The sequence below is a fragment of the Aeromonas molluscorum 848 genome, from assembly GCF_000388115.1.
In the GTDB taxonomy this organism is placed as follows: Bacteria; Pseudomonadota; Gammaproteobacteria; order Enterobacterales; family Aeromonadaceae; genus Aeromonas; species Aeromonas molluscorum.
The window spans coordinates 1-13,957 of the sequence record NZ_AQGQ01000036.1 but is presented as its reverse complement, the minus strand read 5'-3'; the positions used below and the strand labels follow the sequence as shown (position 1 = coordinate 13,957).

Below are 13,957 nucleotides of genomic sequence, written 5' to 3'. Positions count from 1 at the left end.
AAAACAAGGGGAGCCTCGGCTCCCCTTGTTGTTGGTCAACGTGCTTGAACAGTGTGGGCGATCCTGGCTCACCCCTTTCGCTTGGGCCAGGACTCGTACCACTGTTTCAACGTCAATCTAAACAGAAGAGGCGACCCCGGGGTCGCCTCTTCTGTCATTGAGCAGCTCAGGTCCGTTAGCTGCGCTTCCTGGCATACTTGCGACGGGCACGCGCCTGACGCACTTCCTCGCGTTCGGCCTTCTCCTTGGCCTTGTGCTCCGCCTCTTCGGCCGCCAACACTATCTCGGCGCTAACCATCTCCGGTGTCTCCAGCGAGATGCGACCCAACAAGCCTGAGCGAAACTCGTTGATCAGGATCTCGGATGCCTTGTGCAGATCAACCAAGCCCCCCTTGCGCACGAAGGCACGCTGACGGGCAATCATCTCCAGCAGCTCGATCTCGGTCTCGGGCAGATCGCTTATCTGGTAGCGCGCCTTGACCCGCTCCGGGTAGGCCTTGATGAAGTAATCCGCGGCGAACATGGCGATGTCGGCATAGTCAAAGACAGTGTCCTTGATGGCGGCGGTGACGGCCAGGCGGTAACCGCACGAGGGTGGATTCAACTTGGGCCACAGGAAACCCGGGGTATCGGTCAGGATGACATTGTTGTCGAGCTTGATCCGCTGCTGGGACTTGGTCACCCCCGCCTCGTTACCGGTCTTGGCTATGGTGCGGCCCGCCAGCGTGTTGATCAGGGTGGATTTCCCCACGTTGGGGATGCCCATGATCATGGCGCGCACCCCGCGCACATCAAAATTGCGATCCGGCAGCATCTCATGGCACAGGGCCAGCAGATTCTTGATCTTCTCCGGCTCCTGCTGCGTCAGGGGAAGGGCCTTGATCCCCTTCTCCTTTTCCATGTGCTCAACCCAGAGCGCAGTGATGGCAGGATCGGCCAAGTCAGCCTTGTTCAGCACCTTGATAACGGGGGTATCTCCCCGCAATTCCGGCACAAGCGGGTTCTCGCTGGAGAAGGGGATCCGGGCATCGAGCATCTCTATGATGACATCGACCTGGGGCATGACTTCGGCAATCTCTTTACGGGCCTTGTGCATGTGACCGGGGAACCAGTTAATCGACATTCTCTCTCACCTTCTCTGCTCGGAACGGGGCGCATTTTACCTGCTTTTCCCCACATTGACAGACTCTTATCTCCCCTTGGTGCGGATCTGCGCCAAGGGGGCTGCCAGGACGTTTCAGAAAATATTAACAAACTGATTAGCAAGGCAATTCATCATGGGTTTAATCATAGTGTCATCTGAGTTCATTCAAACTGTCATCTTGCCTCTCTAGGCTTCGCTCTGGATTTACAAGGAGCGAACCCATGAAAAAAATCACAGGAATTGCACTCATGATAGGCGCCGCCCTGGCCGCCGGTTGCAATTCCAGCAGCGACAGCGACAACAGTGGTGACAAGAATCCGGGCGAAACCCGCGCCAAGAACGTGATCTTCTTCCTCGGGGATGGCATGGGGATCAACACCCTGACCGCCGCCCGCATTTACGGGGTCGGGGAAGCGGGGGATCTCACCATGGATACCCTGCCAGAGACGGCGTTTATCAAAACCTTCTCCCACGATGCCCAGGTCACAGACTCGGCCCCCTCCATGGCGGCCTACATGACAGGAGTCAAGAGCAACAACGGCGTCATCAGCATGGATGGCGATGCCACCCAGCAGAACGATTGCGCCTTGAGCGCCGGCAAGCCTGTCACCACCTTGCTCGAGCTGGCCAAGGCCGATGGGCGCGGTACCGGGGTGGTGACCACCACCCGCATCACCCACGCCACCCCGGCCGACACCTATGCCCATATCTGCAACCGGGACCTTGAGGCGGACATCGCCGTGCAGATGGTACCGGGGGGCGCTGGCTACAATCCGGCTCTCAAGGATGGCATCGACGTGGTACTCGGCGGAGGCAGCAGTTTCTTCCTGCCCCAGGCAGACAAAGGCAAGCGCACCGATGGGCGCAATCTCATCGAGGAGATGAAGGGCCAGGGCTACCAGTTCGCCAGCAACCTGGGTGAGCTGCAAGGCGCTGCCGCTGGCAAGCCATTGCTAGGCCTGTTTGGCGCCAGCCACATGAAATATGACCTGGACAGGCCGCAAGATGAACCCTCCCTCAGCGACATGACACTGGCGGCCATCAAGCAGCTCAAGGACAAGGAGAAGGGTTACTTCCTGATGGTGGAAGGGGGACGTATCGATCACGCCCTGCACGACACCAATGCCAAACGCGCCCTGCAAGATACCCTCGCCTTCGACCACGCCATCCAGGCCGCCATCGATGAGGTCAAGAAGAGCGACCCCGAGCTGAAGAACACCCTGATCGTGGTCACTGCCGACCACGACCACACCCTGGTGCTCAACGGCTACGCCAAGCGCACCGGCAAGACCACCGCCAGCAACCCCGGGGTATTGGGTCTGGCCAAGGATTATGTCAACGGCGACAACCTGCTCGATAGCGACGGCATGCCTTACACCATCATCGGCTTTGGCAACGGCTACAACAGGGTCGATGGCTCCCGGGCCAGCGTGGCCCCGCTGGACGACGCCACCGTCGGTGCCGATGACTACCACCAGGAGGTGGTCGTCAAAGTCGGTGAGCTCGGCAGCGAGACCCACGGCGGCACGGATGTATTCCTTGGCGCCATTGGCCAGGGTGCGGACAGCTTCCATGGCTCCCTCGACAACACAGCCGTCTTTGGCAAGATCAAGGCTGCGGCCCAGCTCTAAGGAACAGACCCCATGAAAACACGATTCAAGACCTCACCGATCTGCGCCGCCCTGACCCTGGCCACCCTGGCCCTTGTGCCTCAGGTTCAGGCCAGCGATGCCAAGAACGTCATTCTCTTTATTGGCGATGGCATGGGCCCGACCGTGCTCACCGCCACCCGCCTGTTCAAGGTGGGGGAGGAGGGCAACCTCGAGATGATGTCCCTCCCCCGCAGCGCCCGCATCAAGACCTTCTCCAACGATGCCCAGACCACGGACTCAGCTCCCTCGATGGCTGCCTACACCACAGGCGTCAAGATGAACAACGAGGTGATTGGCATGAGCGCCGACACCCTGGCCGTGGCGCCTGGCAAGGATGCCAACGGCAACAAGGGCATCAACAACTGCACGGCTGACAACGGCCACACAGTTCCGACCCTGCTCGAGCTGGCCAAGGCTGCCGGCAAGTCGGTGGGCGCCGTCACCACCACCGAGTTGACCCACGCCACCCCGGCGGCGACATACTCCCACATCTGCCACCGAGATGCCGCCTACGCCATCTCCGCCCAGGCGGTACCGGGCGGCGCCGGCTTCAACAGCGCCCTTGGGGATGGGATCGATGTGCTGCTCGGTGGCGGCGCCAATCACTGGACCCCCTATGATGCCGGCAGCAACAAGGGCGGGCGAGCCGATGGCCGGGATCTGACCGCCGAGCTCCAGGCCCAGGGTTATCAGTACGTGACCACCCAGAGTGATTTGGCCAAGGTGAGTGACGGCAAGGTGCTGGGCCTGTTCAGCGCCAAGTCCCACCTCGACTATGAGCTCGACAGGGTTGCCAAGGGCGCCGCCAGTACCCAGCCATCCCTGTCGCAGATGACCGCCAAGGCGATCGATCTGCTGGCCAAAAACAGTCAAGGCTACTTCCTGATGGTGGAAGGGGGTCGCATCGACCACGCCCTGCATGGCACCAATGCCAAACGGGCCCTGACCGATGCAGTCGCCCTGGATGACGCGGTCAAGACGGCGCTCGGCAAGGTCGACCTGAATGATACCCTGATAGTGGTCACCGCAGACCATGACCACACCATGACCATCAACGGCTACGCCGCCAAGGGCAATCCCGTGCTGGATCTGGTGAAAAACGGCGATGGCTCGACCCAGAACGACGTGGATGGCAAACCCTTCACCACCCTGGTATTTGGCAATGGTCCCAACCGCGCCGACGTGCGCCCCACCCTGACCAGCAGTGAGGTGATGGCGGATGACTACCTGCAGGAGACCGGTGTCAAGCTCGGCTCCGAGACCCATGGCGGCGGCGATGTGATGCTGTTTGCCGATGGCGCCGGTAGCGAGCGCTTCAAGGGCACCCTGGAGAACATCAAGGTGTTTGGCAAAATAAAAGAGGCCCTGGGTCTCTAAGTAGAGACAGGCAACCTGTCAGCGCAGGGGCCGCATCGACGGCGGCCCCTGATTTTACGCTCTTCCCCTTTGCTGACCCCGCACAAGGTTGGCCCAAGACCGCACGATGAGAGACCTCATGAGCAAGACCCCTCTTCCCCTGGCAGCCCTGATGATGGGGTTGCTCCTGCCGCTCGCAACCCTGTCCGCCGAGGCCCGCACGGCGGATGCCCCGGATCTGGCCGCCCGCATCCAGTATCAGGATCGCACCACCAGCGCCGATGGCGTCATCCGTGAAAGCAGCTGGCAGGAGCGCTGGCAGCGCCGCGGCAGTCAAGTATGGAGCGAACGACTCATCCCCATCACAGTGGCCCGCGCCTATCACCAGCAGCATGATGGTCAGCCCGGTCATAAACACTTCACTCATCAGATGGCTGCCCGCTGGGTCAGCCTGGATGAGGGGGGCACAGTCCAGCTGCACTACGCGGACAGCTACCACAAGCAGTTGGTGAGCGTGCCTCCCGAGGAGTATGGTCAGGTAGCCTTTACGCCCAATTGGGCCAAGGTGCGCTTCTTGATTGACCCTGAGCTGCTGGCCACCATGGATTTGCTGGAAGAAGACGCTCCCGCCGGGGCTCGCTGGTATGAACACAAGACGGCCCATGAGCGCACCCGTATTCTCTGGTCAGAACAGCTGCAAGTCCCCTTGCAAGTCGAGTCAGGCTCCCTTGATGGTTATCGCAGCTACAAGATGGCGCTCACTCCCGCCAAGCTGAGTCCCCGGGCCCCCTGGCTCGTATTAGCCGATTACCAGCCACGGGACATTCGTGACTTTTTCGACTAAATAGACAGGCCACAGATGGTACACTTGGCCTCTCGTTGACCATGATGACGTGCCATGTCCCTGCTTCTGTGCCTGCTGCTTGTCCTGTTTAGCCCCTTTGTCCAGGCGGTCACCCTGCTGGCGGGCGAAGTGCCCCCCTATGTGATCCGCCCCCAACAAGGGGCGCCGACCGGCATGGCGGTAGAGGTCATTGAAGAGGCGGCACGGCGCTTGCGCGAACCCATACAGATAGAGCTGATGCCCTTCGCGCGCGCCATCCAGGAGGCCCAGCACCGATCCCGGGTCCTGTTGCTGCCGCCGGTACGCAGCCCGGATCGCGAGGCAATGCTGCAATGGATAGTGCCACTGCTCGATGAAGCCTTCGTGCTCGCCAGCGACCAACACTACCACCCGGCACCGCTGAGACTGGATGAAAAGAGCCCGCTCAAGATAGGCGTGCTGCGCCACTCCCTTAGCCACAACCTGCTCCAGGAGCTGGGAGTAACCTCCCTGGAAATAGTCACCACCGAGCGCAACAACGCCGACAAGCTGGCGCTGGGTCGGATCCAGGCCTGGGCCGCCGCCTGGAATACCATACGCTACGCCCAGCAAGAGGCGGGACTGCGGCTCTCCGAGCTGGTCAAAGGGGCTACCCTGGCCAAGATGCCGCTCTATCTGGCCGCCAGCCCTGATTTTCCCTCGCAGGAAGCCAGACGGTGGCATGATGTCATTCAAGGGATGCGAGCCGATGGCAGCCTGGCCCGCATACTGCATCAGTACGATTACCAGGCCCCCTGAGCATGGGCTGAAGGATTGCCAAAAGAAACCATAATGGTTATGGTATCGTCATGAAAACCAGTCTGATTTTTCCCATTCTGCTCACACCCAGCTGAGCCCCCGCCCTCGTTCTTCCCACGAGCTGTCGGGGGCCGCGTTCGTCTCTTCCATTCTTCCCAATCTATTTGGGCCCCTGCGGCCTTGTTAACCCTATTTCATGAGGAAATACCCTATGACTGCTCCCCATCTTATTATCTCCAGCCTGGATCTGGACCGAATTGAACCTCTGCTTGGCAACTCGCCCCAGCATCAGGCCCTGCAAGAAGAGCTCAATCGCGCCGAGATCCGCGATCCGGCCGACATGCCGCCGGACGTGGTCACCATGAACAGTCAGGTGCGCTTCAAGATGAAGAACAGTGACGCCCCCTTCTGCCTGACCCTGGTCTACCCCAAGGATGTGCAGGGTGATGAGTCGAAGATCTCTGTGCTGACCCCGGTTGGCAGCGCCCTGCTCGGCCTCAAGGTCGGTGACAACATCAGCTGGTCCGGGCCCGCCGGTCGCAACATCGAGGTCGAGATCCTGGAGGTCGTCTATCAGCCGGAGCGCGCGGGCGAACTGCATCGCTGATCTTGCGAGCCACCGAGGGCGTCCCACGGACGCCCTGAAGCGCCTCTTGTCCGTCATTCAACCAAAGACCCCCTCCCCTGCTAACGGGGTGCACTCTTCTCTTGCCGATGGCGCCCTGCCGTCAAGCTCGCCCCAGCAAAAACAACATGCCCTCAGCATAATTCGCTATCCACCGCTGCCAAATCCATGCCTGCACAGCGTCTCCTGGATGAGAGCCATTCGTTAATGACGAGATAATTGATTGTCATTGTTGAAGAAAATCCGTTTGACCCCCTTTACGGTTAACTTGTCCGTCATGGAGAGATTGCGCTTGAACCTATCACCTTAGATAGATATGTTGTTTTTGTGCGCCTTTATGAGCAGTTCACTAAAGCGTCAAGACACTCTGCCACCGAGTTGACTGACAATAGGCCGATTTGAGTTCATTTTTCACTCAGCGGTCGCTCATAAGATCTCACCCGAGGCCCTGGCCTCACCCTGATAATAAGCATCGTCTTACCTGTTGCCGGATGCAGCAGTCTCTTGTGCCACGGAGTCGCACGGGATCAGGTTCAAGGCTGAACACAACATCGACAGAGAAGTCACCATGATCAAAAAATTGATACTTTCTACCCTGCTCGCCTGCGGCATGGCCAACGCCGCCCCCAGTGCCGCCCCCTCCACCCTGGATGCCGTGCTCGATCGCGGTGTACTGCGCGTCGGTTTCGACGCCGGTTACCAACCCTTTGAAATGACCAACAAACAGGGCAAATACATCGGCTTCGATGTGGATCTCGCCAAAATGGTCGCCAAGGAGATGGGCGTCAAAGTGGAGTTCGTCAACACCGCCTGGGACGGCATCATCCCCGCCCTGCTCACCGACAAGTTCGACGTCATCATGGGTGGCATGACGGTCACTCCCCAGCGCAACCTGCGCGTCAACTTCGCCGACCCCTATATCGTCGTGGGCCAGACCATAGTGCTGCGCAAGGATCTGGCGGGCAGCATCAAGTCCTATCAGGATTTGAACGATCCCAAGTTCAAGATTGCGGTCAAGCTCGGCACCACGGGTGAGCAGGCGGTAAAACGCATGATCCCCAAGGCAACCCTGCTGCAGTATGAAACGCAGGATGACGCCAAGCTGGAAGTGATCAACGGCAAGGTCGATGCCTTCATCTATGACCTGCCCTACAACGCCATCTTCGCCTCCGAAAACAAGGGCGCCGTGGTGCACCTGGCGACTCCTTTCACCTTCGAGCCCCTGGCCTGGGCCATTCGCAAAGGCGATCAAGACACCCTCAACTGGATGAACAACTACCTGCGCCAGATCAAGGGTGACGGCAGCTACGACCGTCTCTATCAGAAATGGTTCGAGTCCAACGACTGGTTGAAACAGCTCAAGTAAGCCTCTCGAGGGCGCGGCCCGGGCCGCGCCCCTCACGCAGACCCCCACACAATAAAGAAAGAGGTTGTCGACTGTGCTCAATCCGAGACCCATCAAACAGATGGAAAAACAGCCCAGCTCACTACTTTGGCACGGCGTTTTCGTGCTGATGCTGCTGCTTGCCGTATTCGGCATCTACAAGGCCGTTCAATCGGTCGATTACACCTGGCGCTGGGAGCGCATCCCCCAATACATCGTCTATCAGGCCCAGCAAAACAGCTATGCCGAGTTTGATGGCACTGTGGTGGCCGAGAATGGCGCCCTGGTGCTGCAAGACGATCTGGACGCAACCCACCGCCAAACCATTGCCGCCACCGGCTCCAACCTGTCGGAAGGAGATACCGTCTTTCGCGGTGATGTGCTCGACACTCAGCTGAAATGGACCCCGGGCCCCATCGCCTTTGGCATCTGGGTCACCATCAAACTTTCTCTGGTAGCCGGGATCTTCGCCATACTGCTCGGCACCCTGGCGGGACTGGCCCGCCTCTCGCCCAACCCGGCGCTGCGCAATCTTGCCGGTTGCTATGTGGAACTCATCCGCGGCACACCGCTGCTGGTGCAGATCTTCATCGTCTACTTCTTCATCGGAACAGTGCTGAACCTGGACAGGTTCACCGCCGGGGTGGCGGCCTTGGCGGTCTTCACCGGGGCCTATGTGGCCGAAATTGTACGGGCAGGCATCGACTCCATCCACAAAGGACAGATGGAAGCGGGTCGCAGTCTGGGTCTCACCTCGGCCCAGACCATGCGCTACATCATATTGCCGCAGGCTTTCAAGCGAGTGCTGCCTCCCCTGGCGGGTCAGTTCATCAACCTCATCAAGGACTCCTCCCTGGTCTCCGTCATTTCGATCACGGATCTCACCAAGGCGGGCCGGGAGGTGGTCAGCTCCACCTTCAGTCCGTTCGAGGTCTGGTTCACCGTGGCCCTGCTCTATCTGGTACTCACCGGCACCCTCTCCTTCCTGGTGCGCCGCTTGGAGGTGAAATATGCACGCAGCAACTAAGCAAGACCCCATCATCAAAGCCAGCGGGGTCGAGAAGATTTATGCCGGCGGCGTCCATGCCCTGAAAAACGTCAGTACCCAAGTCGCAGAAGGGGAAGTGGTAGTGATCGTCGGCCCGAGCGGCTCGGGGAAATCCACCTTCCTGCGCACTCTCAACCAGCTAGAGACCATCAACGATGGGGACATCATCGTCGACGGTATCAGCCTGACCGAGCCCGGCAACGTCAACAAGTTGCGCGAAGAGGTAGGCATGGTGTTCCAGTCCTTCAACCTCTTCCCTCACCTGTCGGTACTGGACAACATCTCCCTGGCCCCCCAGAAGGTGCGTGGGCTGTCGCGCCAGGATGCCGAGGACAGGGCCAAGGCCCTGCTGCTCAAGGTGGGACTGGCCGACAAGGCAGCCAGTTATCCCTCCCAGCTTTCCGGCGGTCAGCAGCAGCGGGTCGCCATCGCTCGGGCCCTGGCCATGCAGCCACGGATCATGCTGTTTGATGAACCCACCAGTGCCCTGGATCCCGAGATGGTCGGCGAGGTGCTGGACGTGATGAAAGGACTGGCGCGCGAGGGCATGACCATGGTGGTCGTCACCCACGAGATGGGCTTTGCCCGCGAAGTGGCAGACCGGGTGCTCTTCATGGAGCGAGGTGAACTTCTGGTGGACGAAAAGCCTGACGACTTCTTCGACAACTCAGCCTCCTCCCGCCTGCGCCAGTTCCTGAGTCAAGTACTCTAGAGAGTACTCGCCGGTGCTGACAGACAAGTACAAAGGGGAGCCATCGCGGCTCCCCTTTCTTGTCTACACCCGAACTTAGAAGCGGTAGCTGGCGTTGAGACCGGCATAGTGGGAATCCGGGCTCACCACGGGGGAGAGGATCCACTGATCCGTGACGAAAGCCCCCATGGCGGCGCCCAGCGCATTGGAGGCGGCATCCAGCCCTGAGAAAGGCCCCTTGCCCGTTGCCTTCTCGGCCAGCTCGCCCAATACCCCCAAGCTGGCGGATATGCCAAACCCAATCCAGCCTCTGTGCTCCTGACTCCAGTAGTGATCAGAGATGACGGTAAAACCGACGGCCATGGCAGCTCCCCCCGCCACATGACTCAACTCACTGTTGACACTGTCATTGGCATACAAGGGGCCCGCGGCCAGTATCAATAACAGGGGGCCTATCCTGCAGATGTTCATAGGCTCTCTCTTCTTTTTCCAATGGACGGTTGCTCGCCACAAGCGTGCCAGCGAGGTGCTGGCACCCATCCTTAGCTTGGCTGCTCAAAGGGGATAACGCCATCTTGCCTGGACGTCACGAGATGTGACCAAACGACCAGAGTGCGGGCAACAGCGCCAGCAGTGTCACGCCGGCCAGCCAACGTTCGTGCCCTGTCAGGCGTCCCGCCTCGCCCAGTTGACGCCGACTGTAGAGAAACAGCAACAGACCCGGGCCATAGAGCAAGAGCGACAGCAGCAGGTACTCCACCCCGGCGGCATAGAGCAGCCAGAGACCATAGCCACTCGCCAACGCCGCCACGACGCGCATCCGAAGCCTGCCCTCTCCCCTCAGGCAGAGCTTGAGCAGGAAGAGTCCAATCAGCAGGTAGGGCACCAGGATCATGGAGGTGGAGATAAGCAACAGGCTGGTATAGCCCTTGCCCAGCAGCCACACCAGCAGCAGGCAGCCCTGTACCGTCAAGCTGGTGAGCCAGAGAGAGGCGATGGGCGTTCCCCTGTCATTCTGGCGGCGAAAGATGGCCGGGAATGCCCCATGCCGGGCTGCGCTGAACGGCACCTCGGCCGAGAACAGGGTCCAACTGACATAGGAGGCCAGCACCGACACGATGAGTCCCAGGCTGAGCAGCCCTTTGCCCCAGGATCCCGTCATGTTCGCCATCAGCCCCGCCATGGAGGGGTTGGGCAGGGTCGCCAGCTCGGGACGACTCAAGATACCGAGGGAGAGCACGGAGATCAGCACATAGAGCAGCAACGCCAGCACTACTCCCAGCACGGTTGCCGTGCCCACATCCTGCTTGCGCCGGGCCCGGGCCGACAGCACGGCCGCCCCCTCTATGCCGGTGAAAACCCAGAGGGTAATGAGCATGGTGTTACGCACCTGCTCGGAGACCGGCACGGCCAGGCTGCTGCCTGCCGGATCCTGATTGAAGGTCACCGGGTCAAAGTAGTAGCAAGCAAACAGCACGAACAGCAGCAGCGGCAGGCTCTTGGCCAGGGTCGCCACCAGATTGAACAGGGCTGCTTGCTGTACGCCGCGGGCCACCAGCAAGTGAACGGCCCACAAGATGCAGGACTCGCCGAGGAAGGCCCACAGGGTATTGCCCTCACCGAACCAGATCTGCTGCGGCGTGTCGATGAAACTGCCAAGCGCCGCGAAGGCGATCACCAGATAACCCACTACCCCTATGGTGGCGCATAGCCAGTAACCCCAGGCGGAAAAGAAGCCCACCAGATCGCCAAAACCGGCGCGGGCATAGCTATAAATACCACCATCCAGATCCGGCCTTAGCCGCGATAGATAGAGGAAACAGGCGGCCAGCGCCAGGATCCCCACCCCAGTGATAGCCCAGCCAATCAGCACGGCGCGCGCACCTGCGACCTCGGCCATGTTCTGGGGCAAGCTGAAGATGCCCGCCCCCACCATGGAACTGAACACCAGCGCGGTGAGGGACCAGAGTCCTATCCGGTTCTCTTTCATCAAGGTTCCTTAGCCTAAGCGGTTCGACAGGGCCTGAATATGTTCCGGGCCTATGCCACAGCAACCACCAATAAGAGTCGCCCCCTGCTCGCGCCAGCACTCTGCCCAGTCGAGGTAATCGAGCGGCCCCAGATCGGCGCGGATCTCGTCCAGCCCATCGTTGGCGGTCGCCTCTTTGGGCTGGGGCGGGAAAGCGTTGGCATAAGCGCCCAACCGGATATGACTGAATCCCTGACTCTGCAATCTGTCTGCGGCGACCCGCAGCGCTGCCTCAATCACCTCAGGCTGACAGCAGTTGAACAAGAGGGCATCCACGCCAGCCGCAGCCAACGCATCGACGGCATCTGCCACCCGCTCGCCGGAGCGCAGGGTAGGTTCCTTTCCTGGCGTCTCGTCTTCCAGGGTGAAGGAGACCCAGAATGGCTTGCCGTCGCGGGGCAACAAGGCCCTGAGAGCCAACGGCTCGGCAATCAGACTCATGGTCTCGGCCAACCAGATATCCACATGGGGAGCCAGCCCGCGGATCAAGGGCCCGGCCAGCTCGCTCACCCGCGCAGGCTCGAAAAGATCAGGGCGATAAGAGCCAAATAGCGGTGGCAAGGAGCCGGCCACCCGCACCCCGGCATCAGCCTCCCCGGCCACGGTCCGGGCTAGCTTGCCCGCCAGCGCCGCCAGCGCCTCTCCCTGGGCCGCGAAACGCTCGGCACCGATATGGAACGGCACCAGGGCATAGCTGTTGGTGGTGATCACCCTGGCCCCACTCCGCACATAGGCTTGATGCACTTGGGATACCGTCTCGGGCGCCTCCATCAATGCCAGGGCCGACCACTCCGGTTGACGAAAAGGAGCCCCGCGCCTGGCCAGCTCACGACCCATGCCACCATCGAGCACCACCAAATCGTTATTTTCCATCTCTGTCTCTCTGCGTGTCCCCGTCATGGCGGGTGATTATTGTGTGATACAACACCAAAGCCATAAAAACATCTGGATGGCCAGAATGCCGAAATATCATGACGGAAAGTAAAAGAGGACGCAATCAGGATCTGCGCATGACGGGCAGCCATCGGCATAAATCAGGGTGATGACGATGGCCCACGGGGAGCGGGGAAATAGTCGAGAAGGGAGGCATGACAAGCCAGGCATCGGCATTGGCGGCCTGGATGGCAAAAGGCCACCCCGGGGTGGCCTTTTGCTGGATACCAAATGTGGGGAGTGGCGACAGCGGATACCGCCGACAGCCATGGCGGCTTATCTCCCCGCCAACACTCGCTTGAGTTGCAAGGTCCAGTCGGACACCCGCCCCTGCTTGGGCAACCCCTGCCAGATCTGCTGCCACTGGCCGGTGCTCAAGGAATGACCCAGGCGGCGCTCGACTCCGGCGCGCAGATAGTCATTTGCAAGCTGGCTGGCCTTGGGTGAGCTGAGAAACTTGCTCACGGGATCGCTCATGCGCACATCGCGCATGCCGAGCAGCGGATAGTCGGTCTGCACCGCGGCCAGCATGGTTTCGCGCAAGGCCGACTCCAGGTAGCCGCGGGCGAACAGCGCAGTCACCGACTCCAGCGATCCCTGATCCGGGCCATGATACTGCTCGTCAAAGACAGGGGTAGGCAAGGCGGCATCACTCTGCACCACGGCGTCGGGATCCGGCGCTGCCACCACCACTGGCTGGCTAACCGGCACCGGTTTGGGGGCAACCACCGCCTTCTTGGGCGCGGGGGAAGTGCAGGCTCCCAGCAGGACCGCCAGAGAGAGAACGGCCAGAGGCCGCAAAACAGCACGCATCATCATGACTCCTGAAAGACCTTCTCGGTCGGGTTGGCCTCTATCCGGGTAACCAGCAGCTGATCGATCTTGTAGCTGTCTATGTCTACCACTTCAAACTTGTAACCCGCGTACTTGACCGAGTCGGTACGCTTGGGGATCTTGCGCAGCATGAACATGATGAAACCGGCGATGGTTTCGTAGTTCTGCATCTCGGGGAAGGCTTCGATATCGAACCAGCGCATCACGTCAGTGATGGGGGTAACCCCATCCACCAGCCAGGAGCTATCGTCACGCTGGACTATCTGCTCCTCCACCACGTGGGTGGCCCACTCCCCCATGACGGTACTCATCAGATCGTTCATGGTGACGATACCGACCACCAGGGCGTACTCGTTCATCACCACGGCAAAGTCGCCCCGATGATTCTTGAAGTACTCCATCGCCTCGTAGAGGTTGAGGGTGTCGGGGATGATGATGACGTTCTGTACCAGATTGCCGCCGATGAGATCGATGCTCTGGCCGCTGATGACGCGGATCAACAGCTCCTTGGCATCGACGAAACCCTTGATGCTGTCGAGGTTGTGATCGCACACCAAAAACTTGTTATGGGGATGCTCGGCGATCTTGGCCTTGATGCTCTCCTCACTCTCTTGCAGCGTGAAGTAAATGAGGCTCTCAC

Annotated in this window: 14 protein-coding genes; 8 read left to right on the top strand and 6 right to left on the bottom strand. The window is 60.2% G+C overall.

The genetic code is table 11. From position 1 onward, the window contains the following. Positions 1-175: 175 nt before the first annotated feature. Positions 176-1,123: a ribosome biogenesis GTPase YlqF gene (gene ylqF, locus G113_RS07640; protein WP_005898097.1), complete on the bottom strand. Its 948-nt coding sequence runs from the start codon at positions 1,121-1,123 to the stop codon at positions 176-178. Between the two features lie 242 nt (positions 1,124-1,365). Here ylqF and G113_RS07635 point away from each other — a divergent pair, with 242 nt between their 5' ends. The 8 genes from G113_RS07635 to G113_RS07600 all read left to right on the top strand — a co-directional run bounded on the left by G113_RS07635 (position 1,366) and on the right by G113_RS07600 (position 9,542). Then, complete coding sequence (locus G113_RS07635; protein WP_005898094.1) at positions 1,366-2,775, top strand: alkaline phosphatase; 1,410 nt, start codon at positions 1,366-1,368, stop codon at positions 2,773-2,775. A 12-nt stretch (positions 2,776-2,787) separates the two neighbouring features. Beyond that, positions 2,788-4,173: an alkaline phosphatase gene (locus G113_RS07630; RefSeq protein WP_005898092.1), complete on the top strand. Its 1,386-nt coding sequence runs from the start codon at positions 2,788-2,790 to the stop codon at positions 4,171-4,173. A 151-nt stretch (positions 4,174-4,324) separates the two neighbouring features. After that, positions 4,325-4,996: a hypothetical protein gene (locus tag G113_RS07625; protein WP_040319014.1), complete on the top strand. Its 672-nt coding sequence runs from the start codon at positions 4,325-4,327 to the stop codon at positions 4,994-4,996. 54 nt (positions 4,997-5,050) lie between these two features. Further along, entirely contained in the window at positions 5,051-5,773 is a 723-nt protein-coding gene (locus G113_RS07620; protein WP_005898087.1) for a substrate-binding periplasmic protein, read from the top strand. Between the two features lie 211 nt (positions 5,774-5,984). Further along, entirely contained in the window at positions 5,985-6,380 is a 396-nt protein-coding gene (rnk, locus tag G113_RS07615) for a nucleoside diphosphate kinase regulator (protein WP_005898085.1), read from the top strand. Between the two features lie 586 nt (positions 6,381-6,966). Continuing rightward, a complete protein-coding gene (locus G113_RS07610; protein ID WP_005898083.1) occupies positions 6,967-7,764 on the top strand; it encodes a transporter substrate-binding domain-containing protein in 798 nt (265 codons plus the stop codon). A gap of 73 nt (positions 7,765-7,837) precedes the next feature. After that, a complete protein-coding gene (locus G113_RS07605) occupies positions 7,838-8,809 on the top strand; it encodes an amino acid ABC transporter permease (RefSeq protein WP_005898081.1) in 972 nt (323 codons plus the stop codon). After that, complete coding sequence (locus G113_RS07600) at positions 8,793-9,542, top strand: amino acid ABC transporter ATP-binding protein (protein ID WP_005898079.1); 750 nt, start codon at positions 8,793-8,795, stop codon at positions 9,540-9,542. The genes G113_RS07605 and G113_RS07600 overlap by 17 nt, the downstream gene beginning before the upstream one ends. A gap of 75 nt (positions 9,543-9,617) precedes the next feature. Here the strand turns inward: G113_RS07600 and G113_RS07595 are convergent, their stop codons facing one another. From G113_RS07595 to G113_RS07575, 5 genes are all read right to left on the bottom strand, one after another. Continuing rightward, positions 9,618-9,992, bottom strand: a complete 375-nt coding sequence (locus tag G113_RS07595) for a hypothetical protein (protein WP_005898077.1) — start codon at positions 9,990-9,992, stop codon at positions 9,618-9,620. A 115-nt stretch (positions 9,993-10,107) separates the two neighbouring features. Next, positions 10,108-11,511 (bottom strand): basic amino acid/polyamine antiporter, encoded by a 1,404-nt coding sequence (locus G113_RS07590; protein WP_005898074.1) that lies wholly within the window; start codon positions 11,509-11,511, stop codon positions 10,108-10,110. A gap of 9 nt (positions 11,512-11,520) precedes the next feature. Beyond that, a complete protein-coding gene (locus G113_RS07585; protein WP_005898072.1) occupies positions 11,521-12,423 on the bottom strand; it encodes a homocysteine S-methyltransferase family protein in 903 nt (300 codons plus the stop codon). A 336-nt stretch (positions 12,424-12,759) separates the two neighbouring features. Then, the gene (locus G113_RS07580) at positions 12,760-13,302 is read right to left on the bottom strand and encodes a hypothetical protein (protein WP_040319011.1); all 543 of its coding nucleotides are present in this window, start codon (positions 13,300-13,302) and stop codon (positions 12,760-12,762) included. Beyond that, a partial coding sequence (locus G113_RS07575; RefSeq protein ID WP_005898068.1) for a transporter associated domain-containing protein occupies positions 13,299-13,957 on the bottom strand: 659 nt, incomplete at its 5' end. The genes G113_RS07580 and G113_RS07575, both read right to left, overlap by 4 nt.

Coding starts and splice junctions, on each gene's coding strand:
- G113_RS07630 (WP_005898092.1), top strand. CDS start 2,788: ATGAAAACACGATTCAAGACCTCACCGATCTGCGCCGCCCTGACCCTG.
- rnk (WP_005898085.1), top strand. CDS start 5,985: ATGACTGCTCCCCATCTTATTATCTCCAGCCTGGATCTGGACCGAATT.
- G113_RS07600 (WP_005898079.1), top strand. CDS start 8,793: ATGCACGCAGCAACTAAGCAAGACCCCATCATCAAAGCCAGCGGGGTC.
- G113_RS07580 (WP_040319011.1), bottom strand. CDS start 13,302: ATGATGATGCGTGCTGTTTTGCGGCCTCTGGCCGTTCTCTCTCTGGCG.
- ylqF (WP_005898097.1), bottom strand. CDS start 1,123: ATGTCGATTAACTGGTTCCCCGGTCACATGCACAAGGCCCGTAAAGAG.
- G113_RS07610 (WP_005898083.1), top strand. CDS start 6,967: ATGATCAAAAAATTGATACTTTCTACCCTGCTCGCCTGCGGCATGGCC.
- G113_RS07620 (WP_005898087.1), top strand. CDS start 5,051: ATGTCCCTGCTTCTGTGCCTGCTGCTTGTCCTGTTTAGCCCCTTTGTC.
- G113_RS07585 (WP_005898072.1), bottom strand. CDS start 12,423: ATGGAAAATAACGATTTGGTGGTGCTCGATGGTGGCATGGGTCGTGAG.
- G113_RS07595 (WP_005898077.1), bottom strand. CDS start 9,992: ATGAACATCTGCAGGATAGGCCCCCTGTTATTGATACTGGCCGCGGGC.
- G113_RS07625 (WP_040319014.1), top strand. CDS start 4,325: ATGATGGGGTTGCTCCTGCCGCTCGCAACCCTGTCCGCCGAGGCCCGC.
- G113_RS07635 (WP_005898094.1), top strand. CDS start 1,366: ATGAAAAAAATCACAGGAATTGCACTCATGATAGGCGCCGCCCTGGCC.
- G113_RS07590 (WP_005898074.1), bottom strand. CDS start 11,511: ATGAAAGAGAACCGGATAGGACTCTGGTCCCTCACCGCGCTGGTGTTC.